Origin of the sequence: Streptomyces endophyticus, from assembly GCF_035798155.1 — a bacterium.
In the GTDB taxonomy this organism is placed as follows: Bacteria; Actinomycetota; Actinomycetes; order Streptomycetales; family Streptomycetaceae; genus Streptomyces; species Streptomyces endophyticus.
Window position 1 is genome coordinate 36,290 of the sequence record NZ_JAOZYC010000142.1, and the last position, 14,114, is coordinate 50,403.

Below are 14,114 nucleotides of genomic sequence, written 5' to 3' on the forward strand. Positions count from 1 at the left end.
CTTTGCCCAGGTAGTGCATCATTCACACATCGGACCGCGGTTCGAGCATTCATACGCTTCCGTGGTCGGGGGCGAGCCCCGTCTTGAGCCCCGCCCCGCACAGCGGCACCACCACGCTCCGGCCGCCGACGGCCCCGCCCTCGCGGGTCGCGGCCCAGCACACCGCTCCGGTCGACTCGACGTACAGGCCGCGGGAGGCGAGGTCGAGCTGGGCGTGCCGGATCTGGTCCTCCGTCACCGTGTGGAAGGCGCCGCCGGATTCGCGTACGGCGCGCAGGATCTGGCGGGCGCGCGGCGGGTTCGGGATGGCGATGCCCTCGGCGGCGGTGGGAGCCGGGGCCGGGTCGACGACGATCTCGTCCGACCCGGCCTGCCACGCACGCGCCAGCGGGGCGACCGCGGCGGACTGCACGGCGTGCAGGGCGGGGCGGCGGTCGATGAGGCCCGCGTGGTGCAGTTCGGCGACGGCGAGGGCGGCTCCGAGCAGCAGAGTTCCATTGCCGACGGGAAGGACCAGGGACTCGGGGAGGCGCCCGCCCAGGTCCTCCCACAGCTCGTGGACGTACGTCTTGGTGCCGTGCAGGAAGTACGGGTTGTAGACGTGGCTGGCGTAGAACACCCCGTCCTCGTCGGCGGCCGTGCGCGCCGCGCGGGCCGTGGCCTCGCGGTCCCCCTCGACCACTTCCAGGCGTGCGCCGTGGGCGCGGATCTGCTCCAGCTTCTTGGCGGACGTGCCCTCGGGGACGTAGACGGTGCAGGCGAGCCGGGCGCGGGCGCAGTAGGCGGCGATGGCGGTTCCGGCGTTGCCGCTGCTGTCGGCGATGACGCGCTCGGGGCCGAGGCGGGTCGCGAGCGCGGCGAGCATCACCGCTCCGCGGTCCTTGAAGGAGAGGGTGGGGTTGAGGAAGTCCAGCTTGGCGTCCACCTCGGCGGTGAGCGGGACGAGGGGCGTCCGCCCTTCGCCGAGGGTGCAGTCCGGTCGTGGCAGGGGGAGGCATTCCGCGTAGCGCCACATCGAACTGGTGCGGCCCGTCAGGGACTTGAGGGGGCTCGGGGTGGGTGAGTAATCGAGGTCGAGGGGGCCCTGGCAGACGGGGCAGCGCCAGGTGAGGGAGCCGGCGGGGATGCGGGTGCCGTCGGCGGGGCAGTAGGTGGTGAGGCTCATGCGGTGAGGTTAAGCCGCCGTGTTGCGCCGGAACGGTGTTGCGGCCGCGGGGCTCCGCCCCGGACCCCGCTGCTCAATCGCCGCAGGGGCTTGAATTGTCCCGGCGCGCGTCCACCGTCGATGGGCGTGCGCGGATCAGTCTCTCCTCATGAAGTCAGCGCGCCTCATCGCCATCACAGCCGTCACCTTCGGCGCCACCCTCGTTCCGCCCGCGCATGCCGCACCGGCTGTTCCCGGCTGTGGTGGGCCCGGGTGGACGTTGGGCACCCGTACCGCCGCCCCGGAGAACCACGCCTACGCGGGCAACGGGTATCTCGGCGTGCGCGTCCCGCCCGTCGGGTCCGGCTACACGCGGACCGGGGAGAAGGACGCCAAGACCGGGTGGCCGCTCTACACGCCCCCGTACGACGGCGCGTTCGTCTCCGGGCTGTACGGGCGCGGGCCCAGGAACACCGCTCACCGCGAGGCCATCGCCGCCCTGCCCACCTGGACCGCCCTCGACGTGCAGGCGCGCGGCGAGACGTACGGGCCCGACAGTCGCACCACGGGCTACCGGCAGACCCTCGACATGCGCTGCGGTGTCGTCCGTACCGAGGTCACGTGGGTGCACAAGGACGGGAAGCGCACCGACCTCACGTTCGAGGTGCTCGCCGACCGGGCCGATCCGCACGTCGGCGCGGTGCGGCTGCGCGTGAGACCGCACTGGTCGGGGGACGTCACCGTCACCGACCGGATCGACGAGCGCGGCGCCCGCCGGATCACCGGCACCGGCAGCGGCCCGGCCGGAAAGCGCACGGCCGCCGTCGGCTTCCGCACGGACGGATCCGGGACCGCGGGCACCGTCGCCTCCACCCTCCGCTCCCCCGGCCGCACCCACACCGCCCGGCACGCCGATGACGCCCTCGGCACCAGCCAGTCGGCCGACTTCAGCGCCGTGGACGGCGGAACGTACGACGTCACGAAGTACGTGGGCGTGGACACCGCGCTCACGTCGAAGAACCCGCGGGCCGATGCCCTGCGGGCGTCGAAGCGGGCCGCGGCCGCAGGGTGGGACGCGCTCACCCTGCGGCACAACGCCGCCTGGCGGGAGTTGTGGGCCGCCGATGTCGAGACGCCGGGCCGCCCCGAGCTCCAGTCGCGGTTGCGTGCCGCCCAGTACGGGCTGCTGTCCTCGCTGCGCCCCGGTGCCCGTAACAGCATCGGGCCGACCGGTCTGAGCAGCGACAACTACGCGGGCATGGTCTTCTGGGACGCCGAGACGTGGATGTACCCCTCGCTGCTCGCCACCCGCCCGGAGCTGGCGAAGCCGGTGCTCGAATACCGGTACCGGACGCGCGGCGCCGCCGCCGACAACGCGCTGAAGACCTCGCAGAAGGGGTTCATGTACCCCTGGACCAGCGCGAGTTCGGGCTCGCTGTGGAAGGAGTGCCAGAGCTGGAACCCGCCGCACTGCGTCACCCAGAACCACCTCCAGGGCGACATCGCGCTCGCGGCCTGGCAGTACTACCAGGCGACCGGCGACCGCGCCTGGCTGCGCGAGCGCGGCTGGCCGCTGCTCAAGGGCCTTGCCACGTACTGGAGTTCACGCGTCACGCCCAATGAGAAGGACGGCACGTACTCCATCAAGGACGTCGCCGGGCCCGACGAGTACAGCAACGGTGTCGACGACGGCGTCTATACGAACGCCGTCGCCGCGACCTCCCTGCGCTCGGCCGCGAAGGCCGCCGCGCTGGTCGGCGAGCGGGCCCCGGCCGACTGGAACCGGATCGCCGACCGCCTGCGCATCCCGTACGACAGCAAGCGCAAGGTCTTTCTCCAGTACGCCGGTTACGACATCGACAAGGGCGCCGACATCAAGCAGGCGGACGCCGTGCTGCTGCTGTATCCGCTGGACTGGAAGCCGATGCCGAAGGGCGCCGCGGCCGCGACCCTCGACTACTACGCGGCGCACACCGACCGCGACGGACCGGCGATGACGGACTCGGTGCACGCGGTCGCCGCCGCGGGGATCGGCGAGCCGGGCTGCTCGACGTACACCTTCCTGGAGCGGGCCTCTCGGCCGTTCTTCCGGGGCCCGTTCGGTACGTTCTCGGAGTCGCGGGGCGAGAAGGCGGGCGCCGGGGACGCCCTCGCGGGCACGCCGGCGCAGGACTTCCTGACCGGCAAGGGCGGCTTCCTCCAGGTCTTCACGCACGGCCTGACCGGCATGCGGCTCCAGGACGACGACGCCGTGCGGCTCGACCCGATGCTGCCGCCGCAGCTCTCAACAGGCGTGAAGGTCAAGGGACTTCAGTGGCGGGGCCGGACGTACGACGTCGGGATCGGAGCCAGGAACACCACGGTCCGGCTGACCTCCGGCGCGCCCTTCACCGTCGACACACCCGGCGGGCGGCACACCGTGACCGGCGCGGGCCTCACCCTGCCGACCCGCCGCCCCGACCTCACGCCGACCACCGACCTGGCCCGCTGCAAGTCCGCGAAGGCGACGTCGGAGGACCCGGGCCAGTACGCGGGCGCCGCCGTCGACGGCAACCCGGCCACGACCTGGCACCCGGCCGCACCGGGCGCCTCGCTCACCGTGGATCTCGGCGGCGTACGCCCGGTGGACCGGGTGGAGGTGGCCGGGACGAAGGCGTACCGGCTGGAGACCTCGGCGGACGGCAAGGGGTGGGCCCCGTTCGAGGCCGGCGCCGGGGCCGACGGGCGTTACGTGCGGCTCACCGAGACCGGTGAATCAGCGGAGTCCGTCGGCGAGTTGACGGTGTCCTGACCCCGGGAGCGTACGACGAGCTGGGCACCGGTCGTGACGACGAGGTTGACGGCCAGCGCGATCAGGCCGGTGTCCACGGTGCCGACGTCGACGGAGCCGAACGTCAGCCAGGCGAGCACCGCGACACCGGTCAGGATGCCGATGAGCGCGGGCACGGCCCCGAGCCTGACCTTCTTCGCGAGGCCCATCACGATCGCCGGGGCGAGCTGGGTCAGGCCGCCGTACGTGAGCAGCAGGAGGTCGGAGAGGAGGCCGGGGCGGGTGAGCCCGAGGACGAGGGCGAGGCCTGCCGCGGCCACCACGCACAGGTGGTTGGTGCGCAGTTGGGTGCGCTCGTTGCGGGCGCTCAGCAGGTTGCGCGAGAGCAGGCTGGAGATGCCGACGACGATGGCCGCGGACGGCACCATCGCGGCGGAGGCCGCGGCGACCGCCACGACGCCGACGAGCCAGCCCGGCAGGGTCTGCCCCGCGAGGGTGAGGGCGACCCCGTTGGGTTCGGTGCCCTTCTTCGCGAGCAGGACTCCGGCGAAGCCGATGATGATCGGGATGCCGAGGGCGATCTGGTAGAGGGGCAGCCAGATCGCGTTGGAGCGCAGCACGCGGCCGCTGCGGGCGGCGAGCACCGGCGGCCACAGGTGGGCCATGGTGCCGAGGCCGCCGCCGATGCCGGAGATGATGACGGCGGTGACGAAGAACGTGCCGTCGTAGCCCTCCTGGTCCAGCGTGAGCAGCTGCGAGTGATTGTCGCGGATCGTGTCGAAGAGGCCGCCGATACCGCCGTTGACCGACAGGGCGACACCCGCGACCAGCACCACGAGCCCGATGATCATCAGCGCGTCCTTGAGGTACGCGACCCGCGCGATGCCGCGGATGCCCGACCACAGGACGAAGACGACAGTGAGCACGGTGGCGAGGACCATGCTCAGGTTGCCGCCGGTGGTGCTGCCGGTGGCGAGCTGCACGATCATGCCGAGCCCGGTGATCTGCAGTTGCAGATACGGCAGCAGGAACACGGCGCCGACCACGGCGACGACCTTGCCGAGCAGCGGACTGCGGTAGCGGTCGACGAAGAAGTCCGCCTGCGTCAAGTACCCGCCCCGATGGCCGAGTTGGCGCATCCGGGGAGCGGTGAAGTACTGAAGGATGAAGTTGATGGCGAGGTAGCAGACCGCGAAGGACGCGGCGACGCCGCCACCGAAGGCGATGCCCGCGAGGCCGAGGAAGCTGAAGGTGGTGAAGGCCTCCCCCGCCTGGAGGAACCAGGTGGTGAAGGTGGAGAAGCCGCGTTTGGCGACCGTCCACTCCCCCAGCTCCTTGCTGGGCGCGCGGCGTCCGGAGACGCCGACCACCGCGATGGCGACGATGCCGAGGACCGTGATGACCATGGTGCTGTTCATGCGGCCGCCACCTCGTCCTCCTCCTCGGGGCGCCCGGCGAACACCAGCCGGTCGACGGCGGCGAGAGCCACGGTGGTGCCCACCGTCCAGAGCAGGCACCAGGCCAGGACGGACGGAATGCCGAACCACAGGTGGGGCCCGTTGACGAACGGCAGGAACGGAGTGCTGAGAAAGGCCAGAACGGGCACGGCGGCCCACAACATGTGCGGAGATCTCATCGGGGCTCCAGCGAGGAGGAGTTCGAGCGTGGTCGAGGGGCCTACGGAAGGCTGGGCGCGCGGCGTCCGTGCCCGGTGGCCGCCTCGTAGGCGGCGCCGATCTCGAGGACGGCGCGTTCGGCGCGCGGCGGGCCCACGATCTGCAGGCCGACGGGCAGCCCGGCATCGGTGCTGTGTTCTCCCGGGGGACAACCCCCGGACCCCCGGCCGGTAAAACCGGCGGGGACGGAGAGGGCGGGTGCGCCCAGGACGGTGAGCAGATACGCGGAGCGCATCCAGTCGAGGTAGCTGTGCTGCTGCTGACCGTCGATGACGGTCGGGTACTCCAGGTCGATGTCGAACGGCAGGACCTGGCTGACCGGGGCGATCAGCACGTCGTAGCGCTCGAAGAAGGCGACGGACGCGAGGTGCAGGCGGCTGTGCTCGGTGCGGGCGCGGGCCAGGTCGGCCGAGGTGAGCCGGAGCCCCTCCTCGATGTTCCAGATCAGGCTGGGCTTGAGCTGCTCGCGGGAGGTCTCCAGGAGCGGGCCGAGCCCGGTGCGGAAGGCCTGCGCCCGCAGCGTGCGGAAGACGTCCTCGGCGCCGTCCAGGTCGGGGCAGTCCTCGACGACGTGCGCGCCCGCCGCCTCGAACACCTTGACCTGCCGGGCGACGAGCTCGCGGACCTCGGGGTCGACGGGGACGCGACCGCCGAGGTCGGGGGCGTACGCCACGCGCAGCCCCTTCAGGTCGCGCTCCAGCGGACCGCGGAACACGGCACCGGGGGTCTCCAGGGACTGCGGGCAGCGCAGGTCCGGGCCTGCCATGGCCGACAGGAGCAGTGCGACGTCGGCGACGGTGCGCCCCATCGGTCCGGCGACGCCGAGCGTCTCCCACAGGTCGTTCGTGGGCAGCGCGGGCACGCGCCCCGGTGTGGTGCGCAGACCGACGACGTTGCAGAACGAGGCCGGGTTGCGCAGCGAGCCGCCCATGTCGCTGCCGTCGGCGATCGGGGTGAGCCGGGCGGCGAGCGCGGCGGCGGCGCCACCACTGCTGCCTCCGGCCGAGCGCGCCGGGTCGTACGGGTTCCGGGTCGCGCCGAAGACCGGGTTGAAGGTGTGCGAACCGGCCGCGAACTCGGGGACGTTGGTCTTGCCGATGCGGATGGCGCCGGCCGCCTGGATGCGCTCGACGAGGAGTTCGTCCTCGTCGGGCACGTGGTCGGCGAAGAGCGGCGAGCCGTGCGTGGTGCGCATGCCGCGGGTGGGGTGGGTGTCCTTGAAGGCGATGGGCAGCCCGTGCAGCGGCCCCAACTCGGCTCCCGACGCCGTCAGTTCGTCCGCCCGATCGGCCGCCGCCAGTGCGCCTTCCGCGTCGAGTGTGACGATGGCGTTGAGCGCGGGGTTCACGCGCTCGATGCGGTCGAGGTGGGCGGAGACGACCTCGCGCGCCGACAGTTCGCGGCGGCGGACCAGTCCGGCGAGCTCGACGGCGTCGAGCCCACAGAGGGTGTCGGAATCGGTGGGGTGTACGGGCATGACCGTCCTCGGGCAGGAGGCGACTGTGTGCGCCCTCACACTGCGGCGACTGACGTTTTAAGTCAATGGCTCGTACTGGATGAACTTTTAAGACGCCAGATTTGCTGAACTGGCATTTACGGTCACACCACTGCGCTTCCACGCCTCGACCACGAGATGGGACTGCACGGACTCGGCCCTGCGCACCCACGGCGCCTCCGTCAGGAAGGCGTGCAGCGCCTCCTTCGAGGGCTGCGTCACGTCGACGAGCAGCTGGTGCTCCCCCATGACCACGGCCGCGTACCGCACCAGCGGCGACTCGACGAGCAGCCGCCCCACCTCCTCGACCTCGCCCGGCCGGGTCCTGATCCACAGCAGCGCCTGCACGGGCAGGCCGAGCAGCGCGGGCTCCACGACCGCGCGGATGCTGACGAACCCGGCACGGCTCAGCGCGTCGACGCGGCGCCTGGCCGTGGCGACCGACACCCCGGCGACGGCGGCGAGTTCGTCGTTGGTGCACCGTCCGTCCGCGGCGAGGGCGCGCAGGATCGCCTCCTCGTCGGGCGCGAGCTCGATGTCGGTGAGACCCACCCGGTCGTCCTGCCGCTCACCGCCCCCGAGCGCCTCGACCTCGGCGTCGTCGAGGATGCCGGGCGACCACTCGTGCACGGTGCGGAAGTAGCGAAGGACGGGCGAGACCTGCTGCTGCACGAGCCCCGGGAGGGCCGGCACCTCGTCCAGCACCAGTCGCCCCAACTGCCCGGACGGACACTGCAGTTCGGCCACGCAGTCAGCGACGCCCGTGAGCACGTACGAGAAGATGGCGTCCGGCCGCCGGGCCGCGGCGAGGGCGGCCTCCCGCACGGATCCCGGCCGACAGTTCATCCGCAGGATCACGGTCTCGCCGCGCACGACGAGCCCGCGCACCGCGACGTCCCCGCTCTCCACGAGCCGGTGCCCGCGCCGCGCCACCTTCCGCTCCGGCTCCCTCAGCACATCGGCGATCCGCCGCCAGGAGGCCCGCCCGTCGATCTGCAGGGCGGCGACGATCCGGCGGTCGATCTCGTCGAGGGGGGCGGAGGGGTTCGGCTCGCTGGTCACGCCACGACCCTAGTCTGCCCGCGGATACGCATCTGAAAAACAGATCACTCACCTCGGAAACATCTGTTGGACAGAGTTGCGGGTGCGTCCAAGGATGGCTCCCACCGCACAATCCGAGTGGAGGCTCAAGTGCCGAATGAAGAGACGGAAGTTGTCGTCGTCGGGGCGGGCCAGGCCGGCATCGCCATCAGCGAGCACCTGGGGAACCTGGGCATTCGGCACATCGTCCTCGAACGGGACCGGATCGCCGAGCGGTGGCGCACCCAGCGCTGGGACTCGCTCGTCGCGAACGGGCCCGCCTGGCACGACCGGTTCCCGAACCTGGAGTTCCCCGACGTCGGCCCCGACGCCTTCGCGACGAAGGAGCAGGTCGCGGAGTACTTCGAGCGGTACGCCGAGAAGATCGACGCCCCGGTGCGGTGCGGCGTCGAGGTGTCCAAGGTGCGCAAGCACGAGGGGCGCCACGGCTTCCGGGTCGAGACGTCCGATGGCACCATCGACGCCGGGTTCGTGGTGGCCGCGACCGGGCCCTTCCAGCGGCCCGTGATCCCGCCCATCGTGCCGGAGGGCGCGGTCCGCGCCCAGATCCACTCCAGCGAGTACCGCAATCCGGAGCAGCTGCCCGAGGGCGCGGTGCTGGTGGTCGGGGCGGGTTCGTCGGGCGTGCAGATCGCCGACGAGCTGCGCCGCTCGGGACGCCGCGTGTTCCTGTCCGTGGGCCCGCACGACCGTCCGCCGCGGCAGTACCGCGGGCGTGACTTCTGCTGGTGGCTCGGGGTGCTCGGGCTCTGGGACCTGACGACGCCTCCGCAGGGCGCCGCCCACGTGACCATCGCGGTCAGCGGGGCGCGCGGCGGTCACTCCGTGGACTTCCGCGAGCTGGCGGGCACCGGCATCGAACTCCTCGGCATGACCTCCGCGTACGAGGACGGGGTGCTGAGCTTCGCGCCCGACCTCGCCGAGAACGTCGCGCTCGGCGACGAGAAGTACCTGGAGCTGCTGCGGGCCGCCGACACGTACATCGAGCGCAACGGGCTCGACCTCCCCGAGGAGCCCGAGGCACACGTCCTCGGCGCCGACCCGGAGTGCATGACGGACCCGAGGCTCGCGCTCGACCTGGCCGGGGCCGGTGTCACCTCGATCGTCTGGGCGACGGGCTTCGCCGCCGACTACAGCTGGCTCGACGTCGACGCGTACGACGAGAACGGCCGCCCCGACCAGCGCCGCGGGGTCTCCACCGAGCCCGGCGTCTACTTCCTGGGCCTGCCCTGGCTGTCCCGGCGCGGGTCGAGCTTCATCTGGGGCGTCTGGCACGACGCCAAGTACGTCGCCGACCACATCACGACCCGGCGCGGATACCTCGCGTACGGCAGCAACTGAGGAGCTGAAGAGCATGGCCAACGCCCCGATCGTGGCCGGCGGGCACACCCGGATCCGGCCGTTCAACACCCGCGACACCTACCCCGAGCAGAACCTCGACAACGACCTCTGCCAGGCCGTCGTCGCCGGCGACACGGTGTACGTCCGCGGCCAGATCGGCCAGGACCTCGACACCAGCGAGAACGTCGGCGTCGGCGACGCGGAGGCGCAGGCCGAGCAGGCCATGGCGAACATCAAGATGCTGCTCGAGGAGTCGGGCAGCCGGATGGAACACCTGGTCAAGCTGACGATCTACCTGATCGACCCGCGCTACCGGGAGGCCGTGTACCGCACGGTCGGCCGCTGGACCAAGGGCGTCCACCCCATCTCCACCGGCATCGTGGTCTCGGCGCTCGCCCGCCCGGAGTGGCTGTGCGAGATCGACGCGGTCGCGGTGATCCCGAAGGACTCGAAGGAGGCGCGGGCATGACGTTCTCCCTGGTGGTACGAGACGGTGAGCGGTTCGGCATCGTGGGCAGCTCGTCGAGCCCCGCGGTCGCCGCCCGCATCGCCCATCTGCGGCCCGGCGTCGGCGCGGCGAGCTCGCAGAACATCACCGACCCGACGCTCGGCACGAGCCTGCTCGACGCCCTCGCCGGGCACGGCGACGCGGAGCGCGCACTGGCCGAGGTCACGGGCGCGGCGCGCAACGAAAAGACCATCGCCTACCGGCAGTTGACGGTTCTCGGGCGCGAGGGGCCGGGCTTCGCCTACAGCGGCCCGCACACCCTCGGCACGTACGCGACGGCCACCACCGAAGGCGCCGTCGCGGCCGGCAACATGCTCTGCGGGACACACATCCCCGACGTGCTCCTGGCGGCGTACCAGGAGGCCACCGGTGAGCTGGAGGAGCGACTGCTCGCCGCCATGAAGGCCGCCGTCGCGGCGGGCGGCGAGGAGGGGCCCGTGTACTCGGCGGGGATGTCGGTCGTCGCCGACGTCGACTGGCGGGTCACCGACCTGCGCATCGACTGGGCGGACGACCCGATCGACCGGCTCGGCGAGCTCCTCGACATCTGGCTTCCGCAGCGCGACAACTACGTGACGCGCGGCCTCGACCCGGCGAGCTCGCCCTCGTACGGCGTTCCGGGAGACGACCGATGAGTGCCCTCAAGGAGGCCGCCCGCAAGGCGGTCGACCGGCACGCCGGGCAACTGATCGCCCTGTCCGAGCAGTTGCACGCCGACCCGGAGACCGCCTGGGAGGAGCACCGGGCGGCCGCCGCCGTGCCGCAGCTGCTCGACCGGGCCGGGTTCGCCGTCACCTCGTCGTACCTGGGCCTCGACACCGCGTTCCACGCCTCCTTCGGCAGCGGGCCGCGACGGATCGCGCTGTGCGCCGAGTACGACGCGCTGCCCGGCCTCGGGCACGCCTGCGGGCACAACCTGATCGCGGCCTCGTCCATCGGCGCCGCGCTCGGGCTCGCCGAGGTCGCCGACGACCTGGGGCTCACCGTGGAGGTCTACGGCACCCCGGCCGAGGAGGGGGGCGGCGGCAAGATCGAGCTGCTCGACCGGGGCGCGTTCGCCGGGGTCGACCTCGCGATGATGGCGCACCCGGCGCCGGTCGACGTCGCCGAGGCACAGCCGTTCGCGGTCAGCCACTCCAAGGTCGCCTACACCGGGAAGTCCGCGCACGCCGCCGCCTACCCGGAGGCCGGGGTCAACGCGGCCGACGCCTTCACCGTCGCGCAGGTCGCCATCGGCCTGCTGCGCCAGCAACTCCCTTCCTCCGCGCGGGTGCACGGCGTCGTGACGCACGCCGGGGACGCGCCGAACGCGATCCCGGAGCGCGCGACGGGCCGCTGGTACGTGCGCGCCGAAACCCTCGCCGAACTCGCCGAGTTGGAGCCGCGCGTCATGCGCGCCTTCGAGGCGGGCGCCCTCGCGACCGGCTGCGACCTGGAGATCGAACCGGAGAGCAAGCCGTACGCGGAGTTCCGCGCGGACGAGACGGCGCTCGCGCACTACCGGGCCAACGCCCTCGACCTCGGTCGGGAGTTCGCGCCGCCGGGCCAGGCCGCGCGCATGAACCGCGCCTCCACCGACATGGGCAACGTGTCGCAGGTGGTGCCCGCCATCCACCCCTACATCGGCATCGGTTCCCTGCCCGCCACCAACCACCAGCACGAGTTCGCCGCGTACTGCGTGGGCTCGGCCGCGGAGCGGGCGCTGCTCGACGCGGCGGTCGCGCTGGCGTGGACGGGCGTGGACCGCGCAGGACCATCCGAGGAGGCGACGACATGACGGTGCCCGATCCCCAGGAAAGCGCGGCCGACGCGCCCACTGATGTCGCGACGCTGCGCAGGAGCGTCGCGGCCGGGGCCGTCGGCGTTTTCGTGCACTGGTTCGACTGGGCGGCGTACGCGTATCTCGCGGGCACCGTCGCGACCGTGTTCTTCCCCGCCGGTGACGCCACGACCGGACTGCTCGCCGTGTTCGGCGTGTTCGCGGTCTCCTTCGGCGTCCGGCCGATCGGCGCCCTGGTCTTCGGGCCGCTCGGCGACAAGATCGGCCGCAAGCGCACCCTGACCCTGGTCATCTTCATGATGTCCGGCGCGACCCTGGCGATCGGGCTGCTCCCCGGCTACGACTCGATCGGCATCGCGGCACCGATCCTCCTGGTGGTGCTCCGCCTGGTCCAGGGCTTCGCGGCGGGCGGCGAGTTCGGCAGCGCGGCGAGCTTCCTCGCCGAGAGCGCGCCGCGCCGCCGCCGCGGTTTCGGCGTGAGCTGGCTGGAGGTCGGCTCGCTGCTCGGCTTCCTGGCCGGCTCCTTCGTCTTCCTACTCCTCTCCACGGGGCTCGACGAAGCGCAGCTCACCTCCTGGGGCTGGCGGATCCCGTTCCTCGTCGCGGCGCCGCTCGGCATCATCGGCGTCGTCATCCGCAACAAGATCGAGGACACCCCGGAGTACCGGGCCCTCGAAGCGAACGACACGGTCCCGCGCAGCCCCGCCCGCGAACTGTGGCGCACCCACAAGCGCCAGCTGCTCCAGGCGGCCGGCCTGATGACGGCCATGCACGTGCCGTTCTACGCGATCCTCACCTACCTGGTGACGTACGAGACCGACCACCTCGGTCACTCCGCCGACAGCGCCGCCCTGCTGTCCACCGTGATCTCCCTGGTCGGCCTCGTGCTCGTGCCGCTGTTCGGCGCGCTGTCCGACCGGGTGGGGCGCAAGCCGGTGTTCATCGGGGCGACGGCGGCCCTTCTGGTCTTCTCCACTCCGGCGTTCTGGCTGATGCGGACCGGGATGGCCGGGACCTGGGTCGGCGGTCTCGCGCTCGGCGCGATCCTGGCGGCGATCCTCGGCACGTACGCGGTGTGGTCGGCGGAGGTCTTCCCCACGCGCACCCGGCAGAGCGGGCTCTCCATCTCGTACAACGTGACGGCGGCGCTGTTCGCGGGCACCGTGCCGTACCTGATGACGCTGCTCATCTCGGCGACCGGGAGCACGCTGGTGCCCGGCCCGTACCTGATGGTGTTCGCCGTGGGCGGGCTCGTCGCGGCGGTGTCCCTGAAGGAGACGGCGGGCTCCGCGCTGCTGCACGCGGAGGACGTGTCCGGCACTCCTTCGGAAGCGGCATAAGGTCGGGCCCGTACCCGGATCACCTGGCAAGGGCCTCGTATGACGTCACCGCTCGGTTTCACCCTCGTTCAGCTGCGCTACTTCCTGGTCGCCGCCGAGCGCGGCTCGATGACGGAGGCGTCGACGGAGCTGCACATCGCGCAGTCCGCCGTGTCCGCCGCCATCCACAACCTGGAGCGCGACCTCCAGGTGCAGCTGTTCATCCGCCGCAGGGGCCGGGGCCTGACCCTGACCCCCGCGGGAGAGCGGCTGCGGGCGCAGGGCCGGGATCTGCTCGCCCGCGCGCGCGAGGTCGAGCGGGAGGCGCGCGGGGACGGGGCGGAGCTGTCCGGTCCCGTGACGGTCGGCTGTTTCGTGACCCTGGCGCCGTACTACCTGCCGCGGCTGTTCAGCGAGTGCACGCGCCGCCACCCGGGCATCGAGATCGACGTGGTGGAGGCGGAGGCCGACGAACTCGTCGAGGCCCTGACGACGGGCCGCATCGACTTCGCCCTCACCTACGACCTCGGCCTGTCCACCGAGCCGGAGCTGCGCAGCGAGACGATCGCCCGCGCCCCCGCCTATGTGATCGTCGCGGCCGACCACCCGCTGGCGGGCCGGGGCAGCGTGTCCCTCGCGGACCTGTCCGCGGAGCCGCTCGTCCTGCTCGACCTCCCGCACAGCCGCGACTACTTCCGCTCCCTCGTCGCCGCCACCGGCACCGCCCCCGACGTCCGCTACCGCACCCGCAGCTACGAGACCGTGCGCTCCATGGTGGCCCGCGGCCTCGGCTACTCCGTCCTCAACCAGCGCCCCGCGACGGGCCTGACCTACGGCGGTGGCGAGATCGCGGAGCTCGAACTCCGGGACGCCGGGCGCCCGTTGGAGGTCAGGATCGCCTCGCTCGGCGGCATGACGCAGAGCGCGCGGGCCCGCGCGGTGATGGACGTACTGCGGGAGAACGCCGACGGGGTGTAGCC

Annotated in this window: 12 protein-coding genes; 7 read left to right on the forward strand and 5 right to left on the reverse strand. The window is 72.2% G+C overall.

Features of this window, described 5'->3' with window-relative positions; translation table 11 throughout:
• Nucleotides 1-49 precede the first annotated feature (49 nt).
• Nucleotides 50-1,165, reverse strand: a complete 1,116-nt coding sequence (locus tag OKJ99_RS26670) for a threonine synthase (RefSeq protein ID WP_326020083.1) — start codon at nucleotides 1,163-1,165, stop codon at nucleotides 50-52.
• Between the two features lie 148 nt (nucleotides 1,166-1,313).
• Between OKJ99_RS26670 and OKJ99_RS26675 the strand changes: the two genes are divergently transcribed.
• Nucleotides 1,314-3,935, forward strand: a complete 2,622-nt coding sequence (locus tag OKJ99_RS26675; protein ID WP_326020084.1) for a discoidin domain-containing protein — start codon at nucleotides 1,314-1,316, stop codon at nucleotides 3,933-3,935.
• On the opposite strand, the gene OKJ99_RS26680 is transcribed toward OKJ99_RS26675, so the two are convergent.
• The 4 genes from OKJ99_RS26680 to OKJ99_RS26695 all read right to left on the reverse strand — a co-directional run bounded on the left by OKJ99_RS26680 (nucleotide 3,872) and on the right by OKJ99_RS26695 (nucleotide 8,147).
• Nucleotides 3,872-5,332, reverse strand: coding sequence for a sodium:solute symporter family protein (locus tag OKJ99_RS26680; protein ID WP_326020085.1), 1,461 nt, complete (start codon nucleotides 5,330-5,332; stop codon nucleotides 3,872-3,874). The genes OKJ99_RS26675 and OKJ99_RS26680 overlap by 64 nt on opposite strands.
• Nucleotides 5,329-5,550, reverse strand: a complete 222-nt coding sequence (locus tag OKJ99_RS26685; protein WP_326020086.1) for a hypothetical protein — start codon at nucleotides 5,548-5,550, stop codon at nucleotides 5,329-5,331. The genes OKJ99_RS26680 and OKJ99_RS26685 overlap by 4 nt, the downstream gene beginning before the upstream one ends.
• A 41-nt stretch (nucleotides 5,551-5,591) precedes the next feature.
• A complete protein-coding gene (locus tag OKJ99_RS26690) occupies nucleotides 5,592-7,067 on the reverse strand; it encodes an amidase (RefSeq protein WP_326020087.1) in 1,476 nt (491 codons plus the stop codon).
• 87 nt (nucleotides 7,068-7,154) lie between these two features.
• The gene (locus OKJ99_RS26695; protein ID WP_326020088.1) at nucleotides 7,155-8,147 is read right to left on the reverse strand and encodes an Lrp/AsnC family transcriptional regulator; all 993 of its coding nucleotides are present in this window, start codon (nucleotides 8,145-8,147) and stop codon (nucleotides 7,155-7,157) included.
• Nucleotides 8,148-8,276: 129 nt separating this feature from the next.
• Between OKJ99_RS26695 and OKJ99_RS26700 the strand changes: the two genes are divergently transcribed.
• From OKJ99_RS26700 to OKJ99_RS26725, 6 genes are read left to right on the forward strand one after another with little or no spacing between them, the layout of a single operon-like run.
• Entirely contained in the window at nucleotides 8,277-9,527 is a 1,251-nt protein-coding gene (locus tag OKJ99_RS26700) for a flavin-containing monooxygenase (RefSeq protein WP_326020089.1), read from the forward strand.
• A gap of 13 nt (nucleotides 9,528-9,540) precedes the next feature.
• A complete protein-coding gene (locus tag OKJ99_RS26705) occupies nucleotides 9,541-9,996 on the forward strand; it encodes a RidA family protein (RefSeq protein WP_326020090.1) in 456 nt (151 codons plus the stop codon).
• Nucleotides 9,993-10,670: a DUF1028 domain-containing protein gene (locus OKJ99_RS26710; protein ID WP_326020091.1), complete on the forward strand. Its 678-nt coding sequence runs from the start codon at nucleotides 9,993-9,995 to the stop codon at nucleotides 10,668-10,670. The genes OKJ99_RS26705 and OKJ99_RS26710 overlap by 4 nt, the downstream gene beginning before the upstream one ends.
• Entirely contained in the window at nucleotides 10,667-11,812 is a 1,146-nt protein-coding gene (locus OKJ99_RS26715; protein ID WP_326020092.1) for a M20 family metallopeptidase, read from the forward strand. Before OKJ99_RS26710 ends, OKJ99_RS26715 begins: the two co-directional genes overlap by 4 nt.
• On the forward strand, nucleotides 11,809-13,155 hold the full coding sequence (locus tag OKJ99_RS26720; protein ID WP_326020093.1) for an MFS transporter: 1,347 nt from the start codon (nucleotides 11,809-11,811) through the stop codon (nucleotides 13,153-13,155). Before OKJ99_RS26715 ends, OKJ99_RS26720 begins: the two co-directional genes overlap by 4 nt.
• Nucleotides 13,156-13,194: 39 nt before the next feature.
• Nucleotides 13,195-14,112 (forward strand): LysR substrate-binding domain-containing protein, encoded by a 918-nt coding sequence (locus OKJ99_RS26725; protein ID WP_326020094.1) that lies wholly within the window; start codon nucleotides 13,195-13,197, stop codon nucleotides 14,110-14,112.
• Nucleotides 14,113-14,114 lie beyond the last annotated feature (2 nt).